This window comes from Exiguobacterium sp. s193 (genome assembly GCF_018618755.1).
Taxonomy (GTDB): Bacteria; Bacillota; Bacilli; order Exiguobacteriales; family Exiguobacteriaceae; genus Exiguobacterium_A.
Genome location: NZ_JACSMR010000002.1, coordinates 185905 through 210602 on the forward strand (window position 1 = coordinate 185905; position 24698 = coordinate 210602).

The 24698-nt window shown below is 45.7% G+C and carries 23 protein-coding genes; 17 read left to right on the forward strand and 6 right to left on the reverse strand.

Annotated elements, in window-relative coordinates; all coding sequences use genetic code 11:
* Positions 1–4: 4 nt before the first annotated feature.
* From KNQ04_RS04580 to KNQ04_RS04615, 8 genes are all read left to right on the forward strand, one after another.
* Positions 5–1777 carry a two-component system sensor histidine kinase NtrB gene (locus tag KNQ04_RS04580; RefSeq protein ID WP_214847656.1) on the forward strand — a complete coding sequence of 591 codons (1773 nt, stop codon included), beginning with the start codon at positions 5–7 and terminating at the stop codon, positions 1775–1777.
* Positions 1764–2717, forward strand: coding sequence for a sugar ABC transporter substrate-binding protein (locus tag KNQ04_RS04585; protein ID WP_214847658.1), 954 nt, complete (start codon positions 1764–1766; stop codon positions 2715–2717). The genes KNQ04_RS04580 and KNQ04_RS04585 overlap by 14 nt, the downstream gene beginning before the upstream one ends.
* Before the next feature lie 68 nt (positions 2718–2785).
* Complete coding sequence (locus KNQ04_RS04590; protein WP_214848058.1) at positions 2786–4138, forward strand: DEAD/DEAH box helicase; 1353 nt, start codon at positions 2786–2788, stop codon at positions 4136–4138.
* A 104-nt stretch (positions 4139–4242) separates the two neighbouring features.
* Positions 4243–5142 carry a deoxyribonuclease IV gene (locus KNQ04_RS04595; protein WP_214847660.1) on the forward strand — a complete coding sequence of 300 codons (900 nt, stop codon included), beginning with the start codon at positions 4243–4245 and terminating at the stop codon, positions 5140–5142.
* A 19-nt stretch (positions 5143–5161) separates the two neighbouring features.
* Entirely contained in the window at positions 5162–5776 is a 615-nt protein-coding gene (locus tag KNQ04_RS04600) for a hypothetical protein (protein WP_214847662.1), read from the forward strand.
* Between the two features lie 290 nt (positions 5777–6066).
* Entirely contained in the window at positions 6067–6303 is a 237-nt protein-coding gene (locus KNQ04_RS04605) for a FeoA family protein (RefSeq protein WP_214847664.1), read from the forward strand.
* On the forward strand, positions 6300–8276 hold the full coding sequence (gene feoB, locus KNQ04_RS04610; protein ID WP_214847666.1) for a ferrous iron transport protein B: 1977 nt from the start codon (positions 6300–6302) through the stop codon (positions 8274–8276). Before KNQ04_RS04605 ends, feoB begins: the two co-directional genes overlap by 4 nt.
* Positions 8277–8294: 18 nt before the next feature.
* The gene (locus KNQ04_RS04615; RefSeq protein WP_214847668.1) at positions 8295–8477 is read left to right on the forward strand and encodes a FeoB-associated Cys-rich membrane protein; all 183 of its coding nucleotides are present in this window, start codon (positions 8295–8297) and stop codon (positions 8475–8477) included.
* A gap of 57 nt (positions 8478–8534) precedes the next feature.
* Here the strand turns inward: KNQ04_RS04615 and KNQ04_RS04620 are convergent, their stop codons facing one another.
* The 3 genes from KNQ04_RS04620 to KNQ04_RS04630 form a co-directional block, all read right to left on the reverse strand.
* A complete protein-coding gene (locus tag KNQ04_RS04620) occupies positions 8535–8708 on the reverse strand; it encodes a XapX domain-containing protein (protein WP_214847670.1) in 174 nt (57 codons plus the stop codon).
* Positions 8709–8782: 74 nt separating this feature from the next.
* The gene (locus KNQ04_RS04625) at positions 8783–10942 is read right to left on the reverse strand and encodes an RNA degradosome polyphosphate kinase (RefSeq protein ID WP_214847671.1); all 2160 of its coding nucleotides are present in this window, start codon (positions 10940–10942) and stop codon (positions 8783–8785) included.
* Positions 10939–12477 carry a Ppx/GppA family phosphatase gene (locus KNQ04_RS04630; RefSeq protein ID WP_214847672.1) on the reverse strand — a complete coding sequence of 513 codons (1539 nt, stop codon included), beginning with the start codon at positions 12475–12477 and terminating at the stop codon, positions 10939–10941. The genes KNQ04_RS04625 and KNQ04_RS04630 overlap by 4 nt, the downstream gene beginning before the upstream one ends.
* Positions 12478–12694: 217 nt before the next feature.
* On the opposite strand from KNQ04_RS04630, the gene KNQ04_RS04635 reads away from it, so the two are divergent.
* The 9 genes from KNQ04_RS04635 to KNQ04_RS04675 all read left to right on the forward strand — a co-directional run bounded on the left by KNQ04_RS04635 (position 12695) and on the right by KNQ04_RS04675 (position 21544).
* Complete coding sequence (locus KNQ04_RS04635; RefSeq protein WP_214847673.1) at positions 12695–13462, forward strand: metal ABC transporter ATP-binding protein; 768 nt, start codon at positions 12695–12697, stop codon at positions 13460–13462.
* Entirely contained in the window at positions 13459–14328 is an 870-nt protein-coding gene (locus KNQ04_RS04640) for a metal ABC transporter permease (protein ID WP_214847674.1), read from the forward strand. The genes KNQ04_RS04635 and KNQ04_RS04640 overlap by 4 nt, the downstream gene beginning before the upstream one ends.
* A complete protein-coding gene (locus KNQ04_RS04645; protein ID WP_214847675.1) occupies positions 14300–14725 on the forward strand; it encodes a Fur family transcriptional regulator in 426 nt (141 codons plus the stop codon). The genes KNQ04_RS04640 and KNQ04_RS04645 overlap by 29 nt, the downstream gene beginning before the upstream one ends.
* A 176-nt stretch (positions 14726–14901) precedes the next feature.
* Positions 14902–16338, forward strand: a complete 1437-nt coding sequence (locus tag KNQ04_RS04650; RefSeq protein WP_214848060.1) for an NAD(P)H-hydrate dehydratase — start codon at positions 14902–14904, stop codon at positions 16336–16338.
* Between the two features lie 223 nt (positions 16339–16561).
* The gene (locus KNQ04_RS04655) at positions 16562–16948 is read left to right on the forward strand and encodes a GntR family transcriptional regulator (protein ID WP_214847676.1); all 387 of its coding nucleotides are present in this window, start codon (positions 16562–16564) and stop codon (positions 16946–16948) included.
* On the forward strand, positions 16941–17621 hold the full coding sequence (locus tag KNQ04_RS04660) for an ATP-binding cassette domain-containing protein (RefSeq protein ID WP_214847677.1): 681 nt from the start codon (positions 16941–16943) through the stop codon (positions 17619–17621). The genes KNQ04_RS04655 and KNQ04_RS04660 overlap by 8 nt, the downstream gene beginning before the upstream one ends.
* Positions 17618–18439, forward strand: coding sequence for a hypothetical protein (locus tag KNQ04_RS04665; RefSeq protein ID WP_214847679.1), 822 nt, complete (start codon positions 17618–17620; stop codon positions 18437–18439). The genes KNQ04_RS04660 and KNQ04_RS04665 overlap by 4 nt, the downstream gene beginning before the upstream one ends.
* 12 nt (positions 18440–18451) lie before the next feature.
* Complete coding sequence (locus tag KNQ04_RS04670) at positions 18452–19546, forward strand: hypothetical protein (RefSeq protein WP_214847681.1); 1095 nt, start codon at positions 18452–18454, stop codon at positions 19544–19546.
* Between the two features lie 156 nt (positions 19547–19702).
* A complete protein-coding gene (locus tag KNQ04_RS04675) occupies positions 19703–21544 on the forward strand; it encodes a GGDEF domain-containing phosphodiesterase (RefSeq protein ID WP_214847683.1) in 1842 nt (613 codons plus the stop codon).
* 12 nt (positions 21545–21556) lie between these two features.
* Here the strand turns inward: KNQ04_RS04675 and KNQ04_RS04680 are convergent, their stop codons facing one another.
* From KNQ04_RS04680 to ispG, 3 genes are all read right to left on the reverse strand, one after another.
* Positions 21557–22633 carry a GGDEF domain-containing protein gene (locus KNQ04_RS04680; protein ID WP_214847685.1) on the reverse strand — a complete coding sequence of 359 codons (1077 nt, stop codon included), beginning with the start codon at positions 22631–22633 and terminating at the stop codon, positions 21557–21559.
* A 125-nt stretch (positions 22634–22758) separates the two neighbouring features.
* Positions 22759–23337 (reverse strand): 5' nucleotidase, NT5C type, encoded by a 579-nt coding sequence (locus KNQ04_RS04685; RefSeq protein ID WP_353049708.1) that lies wholly within the window; start codon positions 23335–23337, stop codon positions 22759–22761.
* A 90-nt stretch (positions 23338–23427) separates the two neighbouring features.
* Positions 23428–24537 carry a flavodoxin-dependent (E)-4-hydroxy-3-methylbut-2-enyl-diphosphate synthase gene (gene ispG, locus KNQ04_RS04690; protein ID WP_214847688.1) on the reverse strand — a complete coding sequence of 370 codons (1110 nt, stop codon included), beginning with the start codon at positions 24535–24537 and terminating at the stop codon, positions 23428–23430.
* Positions 24538–24698: the final 161 nt, after the last annotated feature.

The following is a 24698-nucleotide window of genomic DNA, read 5'->3' on the forward strand; positions in this document are numbered from 1 at the left end:
AACGATGGAGACAAAAAAGATGATGCGGTCTTACTTTTTTCAAATCACCGCAGTCTTGTTCATTCTGATTTGTCTTGTCATCTCGGCACTTGCCTTTACCGCCGACCGTGTCACGATTTCACGGGTGGAACAGCAAACGGAAAAACAAAGTGCAAACAGTGTCGAGGTCTCGAGTAACGCGCTCCGTGACAGTATCGGAAATTTACACGAAGAACTGATGGGCTTGCAATTGAACGTTAAAAACATGAGTGAATTAGAACGGACCATTCGGGAAACGAATTTACTTGATATCGATACCGGGTTTAAAAGTTTTTTTTACTATGATTTAAAATCAAAAAAAATCACCTGGTTTTCGAGTGAAGACCGTCAAATCAACAGCAGAAAAATTTTAGAGGACGATGATTTTATCCAGACGATGACGAGTACGGATTTTCATATGAGTCAACGTTATCCCCTTGATTCAGATTACATCACCTATATGTATGTGCCGGTCCGTAATGGGAGCGAGCGTGTCGGTGTTTTTGGTGGAGGCTTAAGTTTGATGAACTCGATTGTCTTTCGAAATTCGCTCGAATCCTTTGACGATGAGACGATCGCATACCTATTCAATAGTAAAGGTGAGCCGTTGTCCGTATCGAGAAACCTCGTGACGGATGAAGAACGTGTCTTGACTCAAAGTGTCGTCGACCGGGCGTTTGAGACGGTCGAGCCATATGACATATTCAGCACGAACAAGGACATGTATTATTTTGCACGCGATTTGAAGGTAACGGATTGGAAAATTCTTGTGCGGACACCACGGAGCATCTTTTATGAACCGGTCTACACGACGAGACAACAATATCTCGTCATTGCGGCATTGACGTTAGTGCTCAGCTTGATTGTCGGTTACTTGATGTCGCGTCAATTGACGGCCCCGTTACTTGAACTCGTTCAAAAGATTGAGCAGAGTACGGATCAAAAACCGATTGAGCTCGAACGCTCGGGTTCGAATGAAGTCAAGACACTGGTTTCTGCCTATAATGAGTATGCAAAACGGATGGAGCGTGCACGGGTCGAACAGTTGAGTCAGCAACAACAAATCTATCGGCAAGAAAACTTAGCTTCGCTCGGTCAACTTGCAGCAGGAATCGCCCACGAACTGCGAAATCCATTGACCCCTGTCAAGGTTGCGCTTCAGCTCTTAAATGAAGAACAAACAAAATATCCGGATATGGTCGCACTCGGCTTGACGGAACTCGACCGGGCCAACTCATTGATTCAATCGATGCTCGATTTGTCTAAAGGAGATAGCCAGTCGATGAAGATGGCGATGGTCGATATGAATGAGTTCATGAGCCAATTCAAGACGAATGTAGAGGCGCAATCCCATACTTATCAGGCCGATTGTAAAATTTACACACCGTCTCATATGCCGGATCTGTATGCTTCGAAAGACGGTCTGTTGCAAGTCTTATTGAACTGTATTCGAAATGCCTTACAAGCGGTTCAAGTGAGAGGGCAAGACGGGATTTGTCACGTCCACCTCCATGTCTATACCGACCAGTTCGTCTTCATCGTCCAAGACAACGGTGTCGGGATGACGGAAACACAACTTGAATCGATTGGAAAAGCCTTCAAAACCTCTAAAGTCGACGGGACCGGTCTTGGGATTTATATGTCTGAACGGATTATCCGTAACCACGAAGGGAAGATTGTCTTCGATAGTAAAGTCGGTGTCGGGACGACGGTTCAAATCCATATACCACGGGGGAGAGAACCACATGAAGCTGAATAAGTCATGGTTGATCGTCTTGGTCATTTGGACGACTGCTGTCCTCGCCATTACGAATGTGTTCGTCAGCCAAGAAGAAAATCCAGATCGTGACGTCGTCGCCTTTACGATTGTCAACGATAAACATGAGTTCGCCCAGCGGTTGATTACCGCCTTTAAAGCAGAAGCGAAAGCGAATAAATATGAAGCGGTTGTCGCGACATCACACAATTCACGGATCAATGAGCGCGAACAAATTCGTGAGTTCATCAAGCTGAAAGTCGATGCGATTTTTATCACGACGTTTGATGATGTGTACATTACAAGTGCGATTGAGGAAGCGAAGCGCAATGGAATTCCAGTCTTTGCGATTGATCGTTTGATTCATTCAGACGCCGTCGTCAGTTCCATCACGTCGAACAATCAGATGATTGGTGAACAGCTTGCTTCTTATGTTAAAGGAGAATTGCTGAAACGTAATGGAACATCGTCGGGAAAAGTCGTTGAAATTACGGGGACGACAAATGTCTATACGACGAATGAACGGCATAAAGGATTTGTCAAAGCAATCGAGAAGGAACCCGGTATCTCAATCGTCAATTCAGCGAGCGGCGACTTCGATCCTGTAACGTCGGAACGCGTCATGCGCCGCATCATCGAGGCCGGTACGGAATTCGATGCGGTCTACTGTCACAATGACGATATTGCCCTAGGCGTGCTCGAAGCCTTGAAAAAAGCAGGCATTTCTGGAAAAATAGTTGTCGGAATCGATGGGAATCGTGCTATATTAGAAGCTGTTGACATGAAATCGATGGATGCGACGGTTGTCCAGTCCGCTGAAGAGATGATGCAAGTCGCCTTCAGCGCGTTGAAGCTTCATACGAAAAATAAAAAAATTCCAGATCGTTTCTATACGTATTCTTATCTGTATGACGGTAGTAGACCCATACCCATGTTGAACTAAGTGAATAGATGCTAAAAGTGAGTACGTCACTTTTAGTTGTTTAAGCAGGAGAAAGGATGGTGACGAAGATGAATGGATTTACCCATTTTGATTTGCACCCGTTCGTCGTCGAAGCACTCGAAGACGCACGTATTAAAAAACCAACGGATATCCAGTCCCGGATCATTCCGGCTGCCCTTAAAGGCCGCGATATCATTGGTCAATCACAAACTGGTACAGGAAAGACCTTGTCGTTCCTCTTACCGATGGTCCAAAACATTGACCCTGAACTACAAGAAATGCAAGCAATCATCGTTGCACCGACACGTGAATTAGCATGGCAAATCCACGAAGAATTAAAATCAATTCTCGTGAAGAACCCAGACTATATCAAAACTAGCCTCATCACAGGTGGGATGGATCGTGAACGTCAAATCGGGCGCGTCAAAGTTTCACCACAAATCGTCATCGGAACACCGGGACGGATTTTAGACCTCTTTAAAGAGCAAGCGTTAAAACCGCATTTCGTCAAAAACTACGTCATCGATGAAGCCGATCAAATGCTCGATATGGGCTTCTTGCCTGAAGTGGACCGAATTGCTCAAGCGCTTCCTGAGAAACTTCAGATGATGGTCTTCTCAGCGACGATTCCTGAGAAACTGCAACCGTTCCTTAAGAAGTATATGAACAACCCACGTTATGCGCACGTCGATCCAAAACAACAGACGGCGAAAAAAATCGTTCACCATACGGTTCCCGTCAAACACCGTGATCGTTCAGAGCTGACGTTGAAATTAGCGAAAGCACTCAATCCGTACATCTGTCTCGTCTTTACGAATACGAAAACAGAAGCGATTGAACTCGAAGCATCATTCCTTGAAGCAGGCTTAAATGTTGGTTCACTTCACGGTGATCTACCCGCACGACGCCGGAAACAAGCGATTAAAGAAATCAACGAAGCCAAATTCCAATACGTCATCGTAACGGATTTAGCAGCACGCGGCATCGATATTTCGGGTGTTTCGCATGTCATCAACCATGGCATTCCAAAAGATCTTGATTTTTATGTCCACCGTGTCGGACGGACCGGCCGTGTCGACCAAGAAGGGCTGGCGTACACGTTGTTTGAAGATCATGAGAATGGTTCAATCAACCGTCTTGAAGACCGCGGCATCGAGTTCATCAACGTCGATGTCAAGAGTGGTCAAGTCAGTGAAGTCAAAGAGCGCCGTCGTGCGAAACCACACATGAAGACGGCTGTCTCGAAAACGGCACATAGCCGTTTATCAGGTGAAGCTGCTAAGGCGAAAAAACGCGTCAAACCTGGCTATAAAAAGAAACACCAGTATAAGTTAAAAGAAACAGCAAAACGTGAACGGATTAAAGAACAGCGTGGCGTCGGACGTGCAGAACGTAAGGCAAATGCGAGTAAATCAAAATAAGTCATGTTTCCCTATGGGTGAGAAGAAACTTCTTATCCGTAGGTTTTTTTGTTTTTTTTCCGACATTTGGTACACTGTAGAAAGAGCGAAAGGTGGAATACAGGATGAAAATTGGTTCACACGTCTCCTTATCGGGGAAAAAGATGTTACTTGGTGCAAGTGAGGAAGCGGCTTCATATGGAGCGACAACAATGATGGTGTATACAGGCGCACCGCAAAACACAAGAAGAAAACCGATTGAAGAGTTACGGATCGCAGAAGGATTACAGCATATGGAGGCGAATGGGATTGAAGAAATCGTCGTCCATGCCCCGTATATCATCAATCTCGGCAATACGACGAAACCGGAAACTTTTGAACTAGCGGTATCGTTCCTCGGTGAAGAAATTCGGCGGGCGGAAGCACTTCAAAAGGCACAACACATCGTCTTACACCCGGGTGCGCATGTCGGGGCCGGGGAAGAAATCGGCATTAACCGGATCATCGAAGGGTTAAATGAAGTTTTATCCGGACAAGAGCAAGTGAAAATCGCGCTCGAGACGATGGCCGGAAAAGGTTCTGAAATCGGGAAGACATTTGAAGAATTGGCGCAAATCATTGATGGGGTCAAACACAACGACCGTTTGTCGATCTGTCTCGATACGTGTCACGTCCATGATGCAGGATACGATATCGTCCATGATTTAGACGGTGTCCTCGAACGGTTTGACCGGATTGTCGGTCTCGATCGTCTTGGTGTCATTCATGTCAATGATTCGAAAAACGTCCGTGGTGCCAAAAAAGACCGTCATGAAAACATCGGCTTTGGAGAAATTGGATTTGATACATTGCACCGGATCGTCCATCATGACGCGCTTGCACACCTACCGAAGATTTTAGAAACACCGTACATCGGACTGGACCCAAAAAAGAAGGTAGCACCTTACAAAGAAGAAATCGCGATGTTGCGGTCAGGGAACTTTGATGCAGAGTGGCGTTTACCGCTCATCGGTACATCCATCTAAACGAGAGAGGTGTTAGTCCGTGTGCCATCTATTAGTCATTGATGAATCGGAGTTTATGTTACGACAAGCTGTTCTTCATTATTACGAGACGAAAGAACCCTTTTATTTACCGGTTGATCTTGAAGCTGGGGAAGACGTATTTCTCGCGACAAAAAACGGCATCATCGCATATGCGGAGACGTTATTTAGTGAGTATACGACACGACCTGCTGATCCACATTGGCAAGTAGAGTCGGATGGACTGGAGCGGACATATGCATGTCTCGATTTAATCAGTGTCGATTTGCGCCACCCGTTACTAGGGATATCGCTTAGTGAACTGAGTCTTGAGACGGGGGCAGTTCCTTCGAACATGCGGCAGCGTCTTCTTGAGGCCTGGCAGTATGGGTATTTTGAGTCTGATGTCTCGACAATCGAAGAAGCAAAGCAGCGACGGGACGAAAAATTTCGTGAGCGGAATCATCTTGGACGCTTAGCATCTGCTTGCGAACGATGTGGACAAACCGAACGGTCAATCTTAGAATGGCACGAACAGGAGACAGGCTTTACGACACTTTGTCCATCTTGTCATCGTTTAGCACACCAATCCTTTCACCCAATCAAAGATGTTGCAGCGACCTCAGATGAGTCGTGATCTAACAAATCGCAACAAGAGGTTCACACATCGCGTTGCTATTCTGTTTTGAGGCTGTGTAGAAGAGTCTATGATATCGCGCTCTAAAACGTCTCGATGACTTGTCTTTCACTGTGACACAGCTTGAAAAGCTTTTGTTGCAGGATACTACCCTTTCTATACATTGCAAACAGATAGTAACAGGATGTTCACACATCGAGTTACTATCTGTTTTTTAGTTGGGAGGAACGTGCTATAATCAGTAATGATAATTGTTATCAACGAAAAACGTGTCGGATGGGGGAACAAAAATGATTGATTTAGCAACGATTCCGATCAATAAACCCGTTGTTATGACTGATTTAAATAAAATCGAGGATCGCTTACGGAGACGCTTACTGGCGCTTGGTTTTTATGAAGGATGCCCGGTCGTCGTCAGACGACGGGCTAGCTTCCAAGGTCCTCTGACGATAGAACAACGAGATCACCATCAAATGATTGCGATTCGTCGAAGTGATGCAAAGAAAATCGAGGTCTATTCGCCATGAGTCAACGAATTGCATTATTAGGGAATCCGAATACAGGGAAAACGTCGTTATTTAACCGGCTGACCGGGTCATATGCCCACGTCGGGAACTGGTCAGGGGTAACAGTCGATAAAAAAGTCGGGAAGTTACACGGGAATCGGGGACAATTGATTGATTTACCGGGTGTGTACGATCTTGACCCACTCTCAGCGGATGAAGCCGTTGTCGCACGATTTTTAATGGAAGAGTCGTTTGACGGGATGATTAACATCATCGATGCGTCGCAACTGGAGCGGAATTTACAACTGACAGCACAATTGCTTGAAATCGGGAAACCGCTCCAAATCGGTTTGAATATGATTGATGTCGCAAATAGCCGGGGGACAAAAATCGATACGGACCAACTGGCAGCAGCATTAGGGGTCGAAGTATTCCCAATCGTCGCACGGACCGGCGACGGCTGTGAGGTCTTATTGTCGTCGTTGAAGACGAGTCACGCCGAACCGTTACGCATTGACTATGGTGCTGCAACGGAGCAAGCGATTACGTCCATCATGGAAGAGGCCGCTCTTTCATTAAATGAACGCTGGATGGCTGTTCAATATCTCGCAGGAAACCGTGTGTTTGTCGAGTACTTGGAGCAACGTTCACTAAAGGTCATTAATATTCGGAAACAACTTGAACTAGAACTCGGACGATTCATCCATGCCCATATTACGGAGTGCCGCCGCAACTGGGCGATTGCAATTCGGGCCAGTGCAGTCGTCGGCGAAAAAACGGAACGTAAAACATGGACGGATCGAATTGATGCCATCGTGACGCATCCAATTCTCGGATTGCCGATTTTCTTTGCCGTGTTATACGGACTGTTCCATGTCACGTTCAATTGGGTCGGATCGCCATTATCAGATTTGTTATCTGCCTTCATCGAGGGACCCGTCTCGTCAGCTGTGATTTGGGTATTAAATGTAATCGGTGCGTCAGGTTTCATTCGTGACTTATTGATTGATGGCGTCATCGCAGGAGTCGGCGGCGTATTGGTGTTCGTCCCGCAAATCTTTGTGCTCTTCTTCTTTATCTCGTTTCTTGAAGACTCAGGGTACATGGCGCGTGTCGCGATTGTCATGGACCGCTTTATGCAGATGGTCGGCTTGAACGGAAAAAGCTTTATCCCGATGATTATCGGTTTCGGCTGTAACGTTCCGGGTATCATGGCGGCACGTTCTGTCGAGGAAGAGCGGGAGCGGCTCGTGACGATTTTCATTTCACCGTTCATGTCGTGTTCGGCACGTCTGCCGATTTACGCCGTGTTCGCAGGTAGTTTCTTTGCGAGTAATCAGGCGTTGATTGTGTTATCACTATACATGCTAGGAATCGTACTTGCGCTGATTGCGGCCAAAGTCTTTTCAAAAGTCCTAGCAGCAGAAGATGCAACCAGTCTTTTTATGGTCGAACAACCCCCATATCGTTTTCCACAATGGTTGACGTTATGGCGGAGTACATGGCAAAAAGGAAAAGGGTTCGTCCGTAAAGCAGGTACGTTCATCTTCGGCGGGTCCGTCGTCATCTGGATGCTCGCGTATACGGGACCGGCTGGATTTAACGTCAACATGAACGATAGTTTCCTCGCGATGATTGGTGGATTGATTGCGATGCTCCTCATTCCGCTAGGTTTTGGAACATGGCAGGCGGGAGCGGCTTTGATTACCGGATTTTTGGCGAAGGAAGTCGTCGTGTCGACAATGGCAATCATCTACGCGGTGAATGAGTCAGAACTCGGTCGTCAATTGTCGGGTCAGTTCACGCCGCTCAGTGCCTATAGCTTTATGGCGTTTGTGTTACTCTATGTCCCATGTCTTGCGACAGTCGCTGTCATTCGCCGGGAAGTAGGAAGTGCGAAATTGACATGGATTGCGAGCTTATATGGACTTTTCGTCGCCTATAGCGTCTCATTCGTCATTTATCAAGCAGGTCTACTACTCGGATTTTCTTAAGCTTTGGAGGGAAATTACATGCATATTGTCGATATCTTAATCGGATTGCTGATTTTTGGATACGCAGGTTATTCGTTAGTACGCTTTACGAAAAAGGCGAAAAAGGGAAAATGTGCGACGTGTGAAGTGGAACCAACATGTAAGACGGCTTGTGACGATGTGAACTGGGATCATGTCATTGCAGAGGCCTTGAAGAAATGAAAAAAGCGTTCATCTCGTCCATCAAAACATGGAGGAGATGAACGCTTTTTGATTGCGTTAGAACGGCCAATGGTCAGTCACGTATAAAAATACTTTCATTCCGAGGAAGACACCGAAAATTCCGACGATGGCAGGGAAGACAGGTGGTGCTGGGATTGGTAATTTAAGAGCAGTAAAGACGACACCACAGATGACGCCAGCAAGAAGCGATAATAAAATTTGTTGTACCATGAGTTCCAGTCCTTTCTTCATATGAAAAACGCTTACAATTGTATTATATGAAGATGTCTGACGTTAAACAACATTTATTTTTGAGGCGACTGTGGCTCGAATGAGATTTTATCTTCTTTCCGTTCAATCGCAATCCATTTGTGCTCGAGTGGGTTTTCGAACGACGGTTTCGATTTCAACTTATCGTTCGTATAGTGCTGAATCAAGATTTGTGATTCACATGATTGTTTACCGCGTGTGACGTAGAAGTATTCGCCATCCGGACCTTGCTCCCGTGCCTTGACATTGTCGGCTAATGTCATGGCGAGGCAGTCTTTCAAGTAATTTTTTTGTTCTTCATCGATGATTGGGAATAAGATTTCAATCCGTTTACGCATGTTTCGTGTCATCCAATCGGCGCTTGAACAATAAATCAGTTCTTCTCCGTCATGGTGGAAATAAAAGATTCGTGAGTGCTCCAAATACCGATCGACGACGGATGTGACACGGATGTTCTCCGAAACACCTTTAATTTGCGGTCGGAGACAACAGACGCCGCGGACAATCAGCTCGATGCGGACACCCGCACGCGATGCTTGGTAGAGTTTCGTGATAATTTCTTTTTCTGTTAAACTGTTCATTTTCGCGACGATTCGACCGTTGCCATGTTTTTTATGGAACTTGATTTCGTCATCGATCAAGGACAAGAATTTTTCGAGCATGGAATTAGGCGATGTATGAATCGCATTCCACTTCGGTTGTTCTCCGTATCCGGATAACCAGTTGAAGAAGTTCGTCGCATCTTCTGCCAATTGTTCGCGAACGGTTAGTAGACCGATGTCCGTATAGAGTTTTGCCGTTGAATCATTGTAGTTTCCCGTCCCGAGATGGACGAAGCGTTGAATCCGTCCTTCTTGGAGCCGGACGATCAAGGTGATTTTTGAGTGCGTCTTCAAATCACTATAGCCATAGATGACGTGGGCGCCGACTTTTTCGAGTTGTTTTGCCCACTCGATGTTCTTTGCTTCATCAAACCGTGCTTTCAGTTCGACAAGAACGGTGACCTGCTTGCCATTTTCGACGGCCGTCTTCAAAGCCTTGATGATTGGAGAATCTCCTGAGACACGGTAAAGCGTTTGTTTGATCGCAAGGACGTTCGGATCATTCGCTGCTTGCCCAATCAAGCGGACGATCGGGTCGAACGTATGGTATGGATGATGTAACAAATAGTCTTGTTGCAAAATCTGGTCGAATAAATTTTTCGATTGTTCAAGAGCAGGCGGTTCGACGGGCATGATTGTTTGATAAATCAAGTGGTCGTATTCGACGCCGATTTGACTATAAAAAGCGAACGCAAATGTCAAATCAATCGGACCATCGACTGCAAAGATATCGCGATCTTGTAAATCGAGCACGTCACGCAACATATTGAGGAGTTCCGTATTGATGGCGTTCTTTTGGATTTCGAGACGAATCCCGACGCCCCAGCGACGCTTCTTCAACTCCTTTTCAATCAGTTTTAAAATATCGTGTGTCCCTTCTTCATGGAACGGGAGATCCGCATTACGCGTGATGCGAAACGGCATCGCAGACAAGACACGATAGCCTTTAAAAAGTGAGTCGATGAAGGAAATGATGACATCCTCAAGCAAGATGACGGCTGTCGTCTCTTCATCGTCGACCGGTAAATCGACGAACCGCGGTAAGACGGCTGGCACTTGGACGAGTGCCAAGTTCCGTTTCGACCCGTCCTCTGCTTCGAGGGCAGTCGCGATGTTCAGCGACTTCGACGACAACATCGGGAAGGGGCGATAGGCATCTACCGCGACTGGTGTCAGGACCGGGAAAACTTGATCGCGGAAGAATGCTTTGACATACTCCGCCTGGACCTCATTTAATTCCTCATGCTTTAAAAAGAAAATTGACTCTTTTTTGAGCGCAGTACTAATTTCCTTGAAGGCCTCATATTGTTGTTCGACGAGTTCTTTTGTTTTTGCGGCGATTGCCCGCAATTGCTGCTTCGGAGTCAACTGTTGTTTGTTTTCCGGTTTATTGAATCCGGCAAGCACTTCATCTTTTAATCCACCGACGCGGACCATATAAAATTCATCCAGGTTGGAACTGAAAATCCCTAAAAACTTTAACCGTTCCATCAACGGATTCCGTGCATCCAGTACTTCTCCGAGCACACGCTCATTAAACTGTAACCAACTAATTTCTCGATTATTAAAGTAGTCTGGAGAATCGAATTTCATGAAGAAAGACTTCCTTTCGTTTGCAGTTCAATCGACTGGTCGATGACGCGTTCGAGATGTTTTTTTTGTTTTTCGGCTTTTTCGACTTCGAATCCATAATCATGATCGCCGGTATCAAGCGTCAGGAGCAATACCTCTTTTTCGATGTGAAGGTCGACACTGTCAACGGCGCGACGCTCCGTCACGTCGAGGGCATCGGCAAGCTTGAGGAGTGATCCGAGCAAATCAAACCGCTCGATTGATTTATCGGAAAACCAGTCCTTAAAGGGTTTTAAAAGTTGCTGCATCCGTTTTGAGGACGAATACGAGCTGACGAGTGCGAGGGCCAGTCGATCTTTATGCGTCATTCCTTTTAAGTCCGTATTCGTCAATAAATAAAAGGTCTGGTTCGACCGCGTGTCTGGATTGATGTATTGCCCGCAATAGAGAAGCCGGCTCGCTGAATCGAGCAACCGTAAGTCAGCGGCGCGTTCAGGAATGATGTCGAGTGAGACGAGCTGACGGTAGAGTGATTTAGCAAGCGTTCCGAGATAATTCATCCGATCCCGGTTGACTTTATAATCACTCTCGAGCTGAAACAGACTTTCTTCCCGAACATTTTCGACGCGACGTTGATTCGTTTCATGCAAGTCATATTCATAAACGAGACCTTCACGCAAGCCGTAGTTACTCATCACGAACTGGTCGGCCTCGATATGTAACGCAAGTTCGTGAATCGCAATCAAGGCAGGTAAGAAGATATCGACGCGATCTTTCGAAAGACCTTCGATTTTCGCCAGGTGCTTCGGAGACTTGTCTTCGAGTTCGTCTACGAGTTTACCGAGTTCTTTTGCACGGACTTGATATTGATGAATCCCGTGAAGTGGATAATCAAGGGTCGACTGATGGATGCGGACGAAGTTTCGGGCGGACCCGCCGACGCCGATCAAAGGTAATTTTTTGTCCTTGAGCCATGGTATTTCAGCGAACTGTTCGCGTAAAAATTTGATCAGTTTCTTTTTTTCACCGGACGTCATCGTCTCACCGGAGATGAATTGGCGTGTCAAGGTGACAGCACCGAATGGGAAACTATGGTACGCGACCATCTCACGGTTTTCGATTAACGTCACTTCCATCGAACCGCCGCCGATATCGACGGAATAACCCTCTGTTAAGAAAGTCGAGTTGATGATGGCGAAATAGCCATAGTACGCCTCTTGTTCGTCGGATAAAATACGCATGGAAAAAGGTGTCGTTTGTTCGACCGTCTCAACGATCGTTTGCCGGTTCGTCGCGTTACGGATGGCAGCGGTTGCGACGCAGAAGGTTTCTTCGACATCATGCGTCAAACCAATTTCATGAAACCGTTGTAACGTTTCGCTCAGCAACTGGATTCCCTCGTCGTCGAGGGCACCGTCCTGATCGATATGAGCAGATAATCGGGCGACTACCTTTACATTGATTTTTTCGATATACCGACCTGAATCGATCGGATGAAAGATGACATAGCGGATCGAGTTCGACCCGATGTCAATGACTGCTAATTCATTCTTCAAAGATATCCCGACTCCTTTCACATATAGTAATCTGTTCCCGAATCGATCGAGCAAGAAACGGGAGCCTGTCTTTCTTTATTGTACCTTGTCCTCGACTGAAAAAACGTCAACACGTGAAAAAGTTACATCAGTTGCAACAGTCGGAGGGCAGGGCTATAATGGAAAAGTTGATAAGACGTAATTATTCCGTTTTAAAAAACGGAAGGAGTGAAGAAAAGTGAGTGAACCGATTATTGAGATTAATCAATTGACATATGATTATCCGGATCGACGTGTCTTGAACGATGTGTCGTTCAAAGTAGAACAAGGTCAATTCTTAGCGATTGTTGGCGAAAATGGATCGGGGAAGTCGACATTAATTAAATGTATGCTTGGTCTCTTGAACCCGAAAGGATCGATTCGCCTGTTCGGACAAGAACAGTCAGATTTCAATGACTGGTGGCGTATCAGTTATGTATCCCAAAAGGCGGCTTCGTTTAACTCGGGCTTTCCTGTGACGGTTGCTGAAGTCGTCGAAATGGGACTGTACGCGAAAAAAGGACTATTTCGCCGTGTAACGAAACAAGATCGTGAAAAAGTTCGGACTGCTCTTGAGACGGTCGGGATGTGGGAGCGACGGGATTCGAAGGTTGGTGATTTATCGGGTGGACAACAGCAGCGGGTCTTCATCGCACGCGCACTCGTCAATGATCCGGACTTGATGATTCTCGATGAGCCGACGGTCGGTGTCGACCAGCGGTATGTCAAAGAATTTTATGAGATTCTAGAAGAGTTGCGCCGTGATAAGAAGCGGACTTTTGTTCTCGTGACGCACGATATTCATTTTGTCAGTAAACTTGTCACGGATGTCATCCATCTCGTGGATGGACGTCTCGGTTGTAATTGCGGTATCAAGGAATACTGGGAGCTCGATGAGCAGACGATTCGTTCGCTTTATCCGGTACCGGGACGTGTCCTCGTCCACGAAGGGGAGGGCGTCCAGTGATTGATGCATTCATGACGTTAAAATTTTTACAGTATGCGCTCGTCGCAGCGGTGTTGATTGGTTTTACGGCACCATTGATTGGTTCGTTCGTCGTTGTCCGGCGGATGAGTCTCATCGCCGATGCATTGTCCCATGTTACACTCGCTGGAATTGCGCTGAGTCTCTTGATTTCAGGTATGGTCGCAAGTTTGTCTGGATTGAATCCGCTCTATTTAGGAATCGTGACGGCAGTCATCGCCGCGTTGACGATTGACTGGTTGCGTGCAAAATACAAACACTTTCAAGAATTGGCGATTCCAATCATCATGGCGACCGGAATGGGACTGGGTGCCATCTTCATCAGCCTAGCCAATGGTTTTTCGATGGACTTGGTGTCGTTTCTATTCGGGACGGTTTCAGCCGTCACGTTGACAGATGTCTACACGATTTTGATTGTGACGGGTGTCGTCATCGTATTCGTCATCGCTTTTTATAAGGAATTGCTCTTTTTATCTTTTGACGAAGAACAAGCACGTGTCTCCGGAATTCGGCTTCGTCTCGTGCATATCTTGTTTATGATCGTCGTCGCACTGGTCATCGCGATCAGCATGCGTGTCGTTGGTATATTACTCGTTTCGAGTTTGATCACGTTACCCGTCGCAGCAGCGCTTCGCTTTGCGAAAAGCTTTAAAACGACGATTTTATTTGCGATCATCTTCGGCGAAATCGCAACGGTCGCCGGATTGATTCTTGCCTACCAGTTTGATTTGGCACCGGGCGGGATGATTGTCATGCTAGCTGTCGCAGAACTTGTCATCGTCATGTTAGTCGAACGGTTTTTGATTGGAGGAAAATCGAATGCAAAAAAAGATCGAACAAGCGCGTGAACAGATGAAGGCTTCAGGGTTTAAAATGACGCCGAAACGACTTGATCTACTCGCATACCTCTTTGAAGCGAACCGGTATGTCAGTGCCCGTGAAGTCGCCGAGGAATTACGCATCTCTCACCCATCACTAAGTTACGATACGATTTATCGCAATTTAAATGATTTTGCTGAAATCAGTATCTTAGAGACGACAGAATTAGATGGCGAAATGAAATACCGGGCGGCCTGTCAATCAGGTCAACATCACCATCATTTAATTTGTCGGGCCTGTGGAAAGACGGAAACGTTAAACGTGTGCCCGATGGAATTGATGTCACCGATCAAAGCATCTGGTTTTGAAGTCGAAGATCATAAATTTGAGATTTATGGTCGATGTGCGGACTGTCAATCCGTCTGAACGAGCAGGATGCCTTTGATAGGAGAACGGGTCATTTAGCGTAAACAGAAGAATAGTAAATGGATTGCCATCGAACAAAGATGTGCAATCCATTTTTTTGATGGAACGATTCATGGGTCAGTTTTTGTTGCATAGTTCGATGGAAAACGGGAATAGGACGAACAGAGGTGATCAGAATGATTTATGATGCGAATGAAGCAAGACAAATTGATGAATGGGCACGGACATCGGGGTTGCCGATCGAAGTGCTAATGGAACGGGCCGGGCAACAGGTTGCAGCTGAACTTAAGCAACGGCATACGAAGAAGGACCGCATCTTAATTATTTGCGGGACAGGCAACAATGGAGGGGATGGATACGTCATCGCCCGTGAGTTGGTGCGAGACGACTATGACGTGACGGTCCAAGCTCCGCTAGGTCCGACCAAAACGGAAACGGCACAGCTCCATGAAACATATGCTGAGAAATTTGGTGTCGTCGCAGAGCCGCCGTGTGGACAATATGATGTGATTGTCGATGCGCTCTTCGGGACGGGGTTTGATCCGAAACGAATCAATGAGGTGACGGAAAAAACCGTTGATATGGTGAAAGACCAACGCAGGCAAGGGGCAATCGTTTATGCGATCGATGTGCCGAGCGGAGTACCGTCAGATGCTGCGTCCGATTTTTCTTTTGAGGCGGTTCAAGCGACACGGACGTTTTGCCTCCACGCCTATAAACGGTCCGCCTTCTTACTGAAGACGTCTCCGTTTTATGGAAAACTCGAGCTCGTCGATATCGGATTACCGAACGTAGCGGAATGGGAACTGTTCGAGGAACCGATCGATCGTTTGTTTGAACGGCAACACGATGGACATAAAGGGACCTATGGCACGGCACTGTTGATTGGCGGAAGCGAGACGATGCCGGGGTCAATTCAACTCGCGACACGTGCTGCTTTACGAACCGGTGTCGGAAAGTTACAGGTCGCAACAGTCGATTCAGCAAAAATCGGAATAGTAATCAACGCGCCGGAAGCGATGGTGCTCAATCAGACGACGGAAACGATTCAAGCGATGCTTGATCAAGTGACCGCTGTCGGAATCGGACCGGGACTGACTTCGGATAAAATAGCGGACTGGATTGAACTGGCTTTTACTAAAGATATTCCCGTTGTCCTCGATGCGGCGGCACTGATTCGCGAAGATTATCCAGAACGGCGGGCCCCGATTGTTGTAACGCCACATATCGGTGAGTTCGCCCGGATGACGAACAAGGCAGTCGCAGATATTCAAGATGATTTATTTGAAGCGGCATCGGATTATGCGGTGCTTCATCAAGTGACGGTTGTGTTGAAGTCGCATGTCATCTTGGTCGCTAAACCGGACGGGGGAGGATACGTCATTTCCGGGGCATCGAGTGGACTTGCAAAAGGCGGCAGCGGCGATACATTATTTGGTTTGATTACAAGTCTGCTCGCCCAACGTGACTACCACGATCAAGGAACGGTTGAACATTTAATCGCGATGGGAGTCGCTTGGTATGCACGGGCTTCTAAACGGATTGAACAACGTATTCATCCAAGCAGTATCATTGCGACGGATTTGATTGATGAATTGGCACGACTAATCTAAACCATCTGCATACCCGACTTTCAGAGGCAGTCAAGATCTTGCGCCTCACCCGAGGAAAGCAACGACTAAAGACGATTAATCTCCCGATTGCCCGTTGTCTGCAGACTGAAATCACTTCGAAAAAGAAGTGATTTTTTTTGTTGACCTATGACTGTATTATAAGTATCATACAGTCATAGGGTGTATTAGTGTTTTAATACAGTATAACGATGGAGGTGGCAACATGCCGATGCAATTTGATCAACGGAGTCCTGTCTACCTACAGGTCATCCGATGGTTCAAAGAACGAATCGCGACGGAAGAATTGGAACGTGGCCAGGAAATTCCTTCACGACGCGAAATCGCTGCTCAACTAGGAATCAATCCGAACACCGCTCAAAAAGCATACAAGGAAATGGAGGAACAACACTTGATTACGACTGAACGAAATGTCCCGAGTAAAATTACGACGGATCCGGAAATCGTCTCGAAGGTCCGGACGGAATTGTTAAATGAAGCTGTCGAACAGTTTGTGCATTCAATCCAAGCGATTCAAGTCCCGCTTGAAGAAGTCGTCACAAAAATCGAACATCTATACGAAACGAAGGAACGGGGGAAAATCGATGCTTGAGGTACATGGTCTAAAAAAACGTTTTGGACGAAAACGTCCCGTCTTGAACGGGGTATCGTTTTCTATCAAACCGGATACGTTAACGTGTTTAATCGGTTTAAACGGGGAAGGGAAATCGACGATTCTAAAAGGCATCGTCGGTCTGATTCCGATGGACGCCGGCAGTATCATCGTCGACGGGACAACGTCGCGCGAAAAAATCGCTTTTGTGCCGGATGTCCAGACGATGCCGAGTTATATGACGATCGGGGATGCGCTTACATACATGAACGATTATTATTCGGATTGGAACGAACAGACGGCAGATGAATTGATGGCGACATTCAAACTGTTATCGACGGATAAAATTAATGAGCTCTCAAAAGGAAATCAGGCAAAAGTCAATTTACTACTCGGTTTCGCCTTAGATCGACCGTATCTGTTACTGGACGAACCGTTTGCCGGGATTGATTTGTTTACGAAAGAACAGATTGCCTGGATTTTTTCGAGTCATTATATGGAAGGGCGCGGCATCTTGATGACGACCCATGAAATCGTCGAAGTCGAGCATTTGATTGATCGTGTGATTTTCTTACAGGACGGACAAATCATTGACGAACACGATACGGAAGAAATGCGGGAAATTCACGGGAAATCCGTCCAAGACCGGATGCGGGAGGTGTATCAACGATGAAAAAGTATTTGATGTTAACGAATGAAGAAATCAAACGGAGCAGTAAATTGTATTTAATCGTAGTCGGTGCATTAATCGTGCTCGAACTACTGTCAGTCGTCGTCAAGACGATGTTATACGAACGAAGTATCGAGACATTCATGCGGATGAACCAAGCCTCCGAACTCGAGGCGGTCAATTCATACGGAACATTTTCTTTTGCGGCAGCGACCTCGATTTTTGATTACATCATGATGATTGGTGTCGCGTATATCGTCGTACTTGCTTTACAAATTTGGTACCGCGAATGGATTGGGGAGTCGAAGCATATCTATCGACTCTTACTTTTACCCGGTAGCCGTGCCTCGATTTATTTTGCGAAGCTGACGACCGTCTTACTTGCGACGGTGAGTTTAATCGGCTTACAGTGGCTGACGGTTGTCGCAAGTTATGGTCTATTTGATTGGTTGTTACCAGAATCACATAAATTTCCGACCGGTCTGATTAAAAGTGGGAGTCTGCTACAAGTATTTTATTCGATGAATATCGAAGATGTCTTCATCTTATTGATGATGTCCTGTGCCGTCATCAATCTGTTGTTTTTCATCGTCCTGATTGAGCGGACGTTCCGAAAATCACGGGCGATGATCCAGCTGATAGCCGAAGCAATGATTTTAATCCTGCCATTCGGACTCGTGATGTATATCACAGAAGGTCCACTGTCCGGTTTATTGTTAAGAGTAGAATACGTGACGTTGTATCTTGTCTTATTATCGATCGGCTTCTTCTATATCGGCTTTAGAAGCATTCGCTTAGTCCAAAACAAACTATCCGTTTAAGGGGGGAACATGATGCGACGCTTTCAATACTTAGTAATGTTACTCGTTATTTGTCTAGTGAGTCTGACGAGTTATTATGGTTATACGGCAACGATTCAAACGGCGGACTATACCGTCGAGCACATAACAGGAGACGTAAAGGGAACGAAGCTTGCGAAACTGCATCTGATTCTGCAGTCGACAGCGAAAGGTAAAAACGTCTATTCCGATGTATCGTTAGATGGGACAATCAAAAAAAATGGCGACAATTATCTTGAAGGAATACTTGGGAACAGAGCGTTTAACCCGATTCTAAAAACAGACGCCAAGGATTTTTTACGGGCGGATGAAACGCTCAGTGAAGATGACGACTATCTGTACGGGATCCGTACGGCTGAACAAGAACTGGAATTAAAGATGTGGGATAAACAGACGAAACGGATGACAGGAATGACACTCCCGTTTCCTTCAAACGTTAAAACCGGATACGGGACAGGCAGCGTACGCGTCATCAACCGGATGGATAAGACACTTTATATCCAAGTTGATGCGTACAGAAAAAATCACGAGACCAATCAACTGATGCAAGTCGACTATCAACAGAAAAAAATCAAGCCAGTCCGACTCGCTTCACCGGCAATCAAAAAGAACGAATTTAGAAACTACTTAACGGCCGGGCCGGATCGCGTTATTTATAGACAACTATTTATTGACGAAAATCAAGTCGGGACGAAAGATGAATACTTTGAAGACGACGGGAAACGAGTCAGTCCGATTCAAAAATTGAATGAAGAAAATCAATTATTCATTGCGATGGGCAACGGGGAACGATTGATCGCCTATAATGAAAATGAAGGAAAAAACGAACTGCAATGGACCGTCTATGATACGGTGACGAAGCAAGTGACAAAGGATGTAATCAAGCTCGAAGCGGCGGAGAAAAAGATGGGATCGATTAACGAAGCATTTGCAGACAACCAGTTTTATTTCGTCTCCAAGATGAATGCGTCTGATTATCAAATTCGTGTCGTCGATATCTTGTCAGGGGACGTCATCTATGTCGGACAGATTCGCGATAAAAATCAAGTGAAGTCAAGCTCCATCATCACCAGCTTTTTTGGATATTAAATCAAAGCAGACATGTTCAGCTGTGTAAAAACAGGAGAACATGTCTTTTTCAGTAAAAAATTGACACATAACGTAAGACAGGAGTATCATCAAGCGATGTCGAATTTTTGTAAATGAGAAAGTTTATATAGTGTAACTGATGAGAGGAGGGGACATATGTCAATCAAGAGTACGAATGAGATTGCGATTACGCAACAACACTGGATGGGGAACTTTGCCTTATTCATGATGGTGACAGGGGCGCTGATTTTTTTTAAAACGACGGATCAAGTATTAGAAAATGCGTATCTCAGTCGTTCGGTGATTATCGTCCTCCTTATCATCATCGGCGTCACGACGTTCCTCATCAGCCGTAGTCAATTGTCGTCACGGTATCAAGCACATCTCCTCTCCATCATGTTACTGATCGTGCCGATCGTTTCGATCAATCTGCTTCCCTATGCGGCCGTGACGGTTTGGGCAAGTTGTTTCCTGTTTTTGATGATTGCTTTGATTTCCTACAACCGCATCGTCATGTGGTATACGATTTTCGTGATTCTTGCGACAAACCTCTTCGTCATGCTGAAAGCGAAGACCGTCTTCGTCGAAATTGATCCGACCGATCATATCGCGCGCTTAGGGATGATTGTGATCGCGGTATGTATCGCGCTCATTATTAACCATCTTCATATTCGAAATTTACGGCAACTGCATTCGCTCGCTAATCAACTCCACGATGCGGCGAGTCGTGACCCGCAAACCGAGTTATTGAACTTACGGGGGTTAGAAGAGGTATTTGTAGACGACCGCCGACAGCTGTTATTGATTGGGATTCATCTCGAGAACTATTATGAGCTTGCACGCTTTTTTGGAGAAGAAATTCAAGAACGAGTCTTATTTGACTGCATTGAACGGCTTCGCTCCTTGCTTCCCCCACATTTAGCACTGATCCGCGTCGAAGCAGGAACGCTGGCTGTCGTGATGGAGAAGCCGGATGGGGTTTCGTGTCATGAAGAAATGGCGTTGTTGAGTCAAAGAATGTCGGCACCATATCAAATTGATTTGCATCAAATCTATGTCAATCTCTACATCGTGATTGATGATGGGGAAGTCGTGCAAACGAATTGGATGAAGCGGATCCGCCAAGTGAATTCAGCGCTTCAGGAAACGGTACAACAAGACCAAAAAGTCATGTGTATCGATCAAGGATGGCGAAAGGAACAAGCCATGCGCGTCGAAGCAGCCCGGGCATTGTCGCTTGCCGAAATCAAACGAGATTTTTATTTAGTCTATCAGTTGCAATATGATTCGAATCAAGAAGAGTTTGTGGGACTGGAAGCGCTAGTCCGTTGGAAGACGGATTTAGCCGGGGCAAACCGACCGTCTGTTTTTATTCCGATTGCCGAAAAAAGTGATTTAATCATTCGACTAGGTGAATGGATTTTTGAAGAAGGTTGCAAGACAAGAAAACGATTGATTGGTCTCGTCCCGGAACAGTTCACGGTCTCAGTCAACGTGTCGCCACGTCAATTGACGAATGATTCATTTATGCCGTTTATCGAACGAATGTTATTGAAATATGCATTAAAACCGCAACAAATCAAGATTGAAATCACCGAAAGTCAATCTCTGGATTTTGAAAGTCAATCGATCCTACGGGCACTTCAACGGATCAAGACGTTAGATTTTCCCGTTTCGTTAGACGATTTTGGAACGGGTCATGCTTCTTATCATGTCCTTGAACGGTTGTTACCACTCCGCCAATTAAAGATACCAAAACAGTTCATCGAGCAAATCGAGGAAGCGACAAAACGGCACTCGATTCTGGAATCGATTTTTCAACTGACAAAATCGATGAACGTCGAATGTATCATTGAAGGGGTAGAAACGGGTGAAGAAGTCCAAATCGCTAAAAATATCGGAATCCACATTTTCCAAGGATACTTTTTTGCGAAACCCGTCTCGCTTGCTGAAATCATTCAACTATTAGAAATCAAAAATAAGGAAGCGGCGGAGTAAATCTGCGCTTCCTTATTTTTGATGTAAGATAAATTGATTGCGTCCATTGTTCTTAGCGGCATAAAGAGCCGTGTCTGCTTGTTCGAATACGAGCGGAGCGGACTGATTCTTCGCATATGCAACGCCGGCAGATACAGTGACTGTCAAGGCGTGGTCTTGCATGACAAATGGTGTTTCGGTGACGGATTGAACGATTTTTTCGGCGAGTTCCGTCGGCGAAACCGACAAGGTGTTCGGAATGATAGCGATGAATTCTTCACCACCATAACGACCGACTGTCACGCTGTCGGGACACGCTTGGTTGAGTAAAACTGAAAAATGGCGCAATACTGCGTCGCCGACAGCATGTCCATACTCGTCATTGATTGCTTTGAAGTGGTCCAAGTCAAAGATGATGACGCCCCAGGGTGCATTCGTTTTGACGAGTGTATGTACTTTTCTCATGATGACATGGCGATTGGCGAGTCGGGTCAGCTCATCTGTCGAGGCGAGATAAGATTGATAAGCATACAAAACGAAGTGACCTTGTAACATTTGCGAAAGATGGTAAAACAATACTGATGCACTGATTGTAATCAAAAAATAAGGGAGATAGATGGTTTGCCATTCCTCGATTCGTGGTGATGCGAGGACCATCTGGACAAGAACAAGAAGTGAGCCGATCGTCACGATAACGGCATACAGACGTCCTTTGTTTTGAATGAAGCGTGCACAGAGAATCACAAGGATAATGAAACTAAGTAAAGTGATGATGGAACTTTGTAAAGCGATCATCGATTCGCCTTGCAGAATGGAGACGCGATATATCAATAAGACAAAGCCTGTTGTACTGATACTGATTGAGCCACCATATAAAGCCGATAGTGCGAGTGGAAGCAATCGCAAGTCGATTATTGAACCATTGATTGAAATGGAATTATACATTAATAAGACACCTGTCACTCCGTTTGCTAACCCGAAGTACACGCGGGTCGAAAGCTTCGAATCGTACTGGATCGGCAGGCGATTTCGCATGGCATAAAAGGTGATCGATAAAACTAAAAAGATAATGCAAATATTTAAAAAGAAGACATTCAAAGTCGAAAACATCAAAAAATCCTTTCAAAGGCTCTAAAAATAAAAAACGAATCAATATCAACCTTGAGATAATTGTACGATAAACGAATTCGAAAATGGAGATAAAATGGAAAAAACAGCCGGTTAGGGCTGTTTTATTAACGAATTGGGGCAAATTTGTGAATGGTTTGAACCGCTTCATTCCAGGAAGAGACACGGATGATATTTTCAGGGAGTGCTCGACGATTGTAAGGAGCATCAAACAAAATGACGGGGATTGAAGTATCTTCCGCAATTTGTAAGGCATTTTCTAGACGGTCTTCCATGAATAAATCGAGTGAAAGATCACGTACGACCTGAACTTTATCATGCGAACCGGTCATGATGAGTGAATCGAGTGGCAGGTCATGACGGGCGATCCATTCTTCCGTGACAGGACGGACGATTTCCGACCGGGCCGTCACATAGTGCAAATCATAGTGCTCGCGCAACTGCCATAGGTGTTTTTGGACAAATTCCTGAGGGATGGATTCACGATAAATCCCGAGTTCATGTCCGGACTTGACCATGAATTCCCAAAACTCGATTTGACTCATGTCCGTATACGTATGCAATTCATATTCGGATGCCATTTCAAAGTCAATCGAAGTTCCTAAATACTTGTTCATATAGTTAAAACATGAAGACGGGTGCGTAATCGTCCCATCGATATCGATACCGATTTTCAATTGGATCACCTGCGTTCCTTAAATTTCTGTCATTAGTATAACATAGTCGAAAAACGGATATGAAAAAGAGCCCTTGATTAAAAGAGGGCTCTTCAACAATTAAACTTGGTTGGCTTTCGCCGCTTCTTTTTCCGCTTCTTTTTCAAGAACGATTGCATCGATTTCTTTTTTCAATTCTTCGACCATTGTCGCTTCTGGTACTTTGCGGATGATTTCTCCGTGGCGGAACAGTAGTCCTTCGTTACGCGCTCCGGCGATTCCGATATCTGCTTCACGTGCTTCACCAGGACCGTTGACGGCACAACCGAGTACCGCTACCTTGATGTTGACTTGAATCTTATCGATATAATCCTCGATTTCTGCCGCAATCGCCATCAAGTCGATTTCGATCCGACCGCATGTTGGGCAAGAAATCAATGTCGCAGCGTTTGCTGCGAGACCAAACGATTTCAAGACTTCTTTTGCGACTTTGACTTCTTCGACCGGGTCAGCTGATAGCGAGACACGGACCGTGTTACCAATACCGCGTGAAAGAATCGCACCAAGACCAGCAGCCGATTTTAATGAGCCTGTACGTAAAGGACCTGACTCTGTGATACCGACATGAAGTGGGTAGTCAAATGATTCAGAGGCTAACTGATACGCTTCGAGCGCAAGTTGAACGTCAGAGGCTTTTAACGAAACAATGATGTCGTGGAAGTCGAGGTCTTCAAGAATCTTAATGTGATGCAAGGCACTTTCGACCATGCCACGTGCTGTCGGATATCCGTATTTCTCAAGAATGTGTTTCTCGAGTGAACCGGCGTTTACTCCGATTCGGATCGGGATATTTTTAGCTTTTGCCGCTGTGACGACCGCTTCCACTTTTTCGCGACGTCCGATGTTACCCGGGTTGATCCGGATTTTATCGACGCCTGCTTCAATCGCCATGAGGGCGAGTTTATAGTTGAAATGAATATCGACGACAAGCGGAATGTTGATTCGGCTTTTGATTTCAGCGAGCGCAAGCGCATCACGCTCTTCTGGACAAGCAACACGGACGATTTGGCATCCGGCTTCTTCGAGTCGTAAGATTTCAGAGACTGTCGCTTCGACGTCGTGTGTTTTTGTTGTTGTCATACTTTGAATGATGACTTCATTATTTCCACCAATGACAAGGTCCCCAACACGAACGGGACGAGTCTTAGAGCGATGGACCATTTTCGGCATATCGAAAATCTCCTTTTGTGGCATAGCGCCATATTGTGTAAGTTTACCTTCTCTATCATATCGAACTATTCCCTAAAAATCGAGAAACAAGAACGAATTTCGAACATTTACAATTCTTTAATAGATAGAAAGGGGTGTCAATCCGTCGGTAGACGGAGGAA

Bases quoted from the DNA above. Each gene is read 5' to 3' on its own strand.
- KNQ04_RS04580 (WP_214847656.1), top strand. From the start codon at position 5: ATGGAGACAAAAAAGATGATGCGGTCTTACTTTTTTCAAATCACCGCA.
- KNQ04_RS04585 (WP_214847658.1), top strand. From the start codon at position 1,764: ATGAAGCTGAATAAGTCATGGTTGATCGTCTTGGTCATTTGGACGACT.
- KNQ04_RS04590 (WP_214848058.1), top strand. From the start codon at position 2,786: ATGAATGGATTTACCCATTTTGATTTGCACCCGTTCGTCGTCGAAGCA.
- KNQ04_RS04595 (WP_214847660.1), top strand. From the start codon at position 4,243: ATGAAAATTGGTTCACACGTCTCCTTATCGGGGAAAAAGATGTTACTT.
- KNQ04_RS04605 (WP_214847664.1), top strand. From the start codon at position 6,067: ATGATTGATTTAGCAACGATTCCGATCAATAAACCCGTTGTTATGACT.
- feoB (WP_214847666.1), top strand. From the start codon at position 6,300: ATGAGTCAACGAATTGCATTATTAGGGAATCCGAATACAGGGAAAACG.
- KNQ04_RS04615 (WP_214847668.1), top strand. From the start codon at position 8,295: ATGCATATTGTCGATATCTTAATCGGATTGCTGATTTTTGGATACGCA.
- KNQ04_RS04620 (WP_214847670.1), bottom strand. From the start codon at position 8,708: ATGGTACAACAAATTTTATTATCGCTTCTTGCTGGCGTCATCTGTGGT.
- KNQ04_RS04625 (WP_214847671.1), bottom strand. From the start codon at position 10,942: ATGAAATTCGATTCTCCAGACTACTTTAATAATCGAGAAATTAGTTGG.
- KNQ04_RS04645 (WP_214847675.1), top strand. From the start codon at position 14,300: ATGCAAAAAAAGATCGAACAAGCGCGTGAACAGATGAAGGCTTCAGGG.
- KNQ04_RS04650 (WP_214848060.1), top strand. From the start codon at position 14,902: ATGATTTATGATGCGAATGAAGCAAGACAAATTGATGAATGGGCACGG.
- KNQ04_RS04655 (WP_214847676.1), top strand. From the start codon at position 16,562: ATGCCGATGCAATTTGATCAACGGAGTCCTGTCTACCTACAGGTCATC.
- KNQ04_RS04660 (WP_214847677.1), top strand. From the start codon at position 16,941: ATGCTTGAGGTACATGGTCTAAAAAAACGTTTTGGACGAAAACGTCCC.
- KNQ04_RS04665 (WP_214847679.1), top strand. From the start codon at position 17,618: ATGAAAAAGTATTTGATGTTAACGAATGAAGAAATCAAACGGAGCAGT.
- KNQ04_RS04670 (WP_214847681.1), top strand. From the start codon at position 18,452: ATGCGACGCTTTCAATACTTAGTAATGTTACTCGTTATTTGTCTAGTG.
- KNQ04_RS04675 (WP_214847683.1), top strand. From the start codon at position 19,703: ATGTCAATCAAGAGTACGAATGAGATTGCGATTACGCAACAACACTGG.
- KNQ04_RS04680 (WP_214847685.1), bottom strand. From the start codon at position 22,633: ATGTTTTCGACTTTGAATGTCTTCTTTTTAAATATTTGCATTATCTTT.
- ispG (WP_214847688.1), bottom strand. From the start codon at position 24,537: ATGCCGAAAATGGTCCATCGCTCTAAGACTCGTCCCGTTCGTGTTGGG.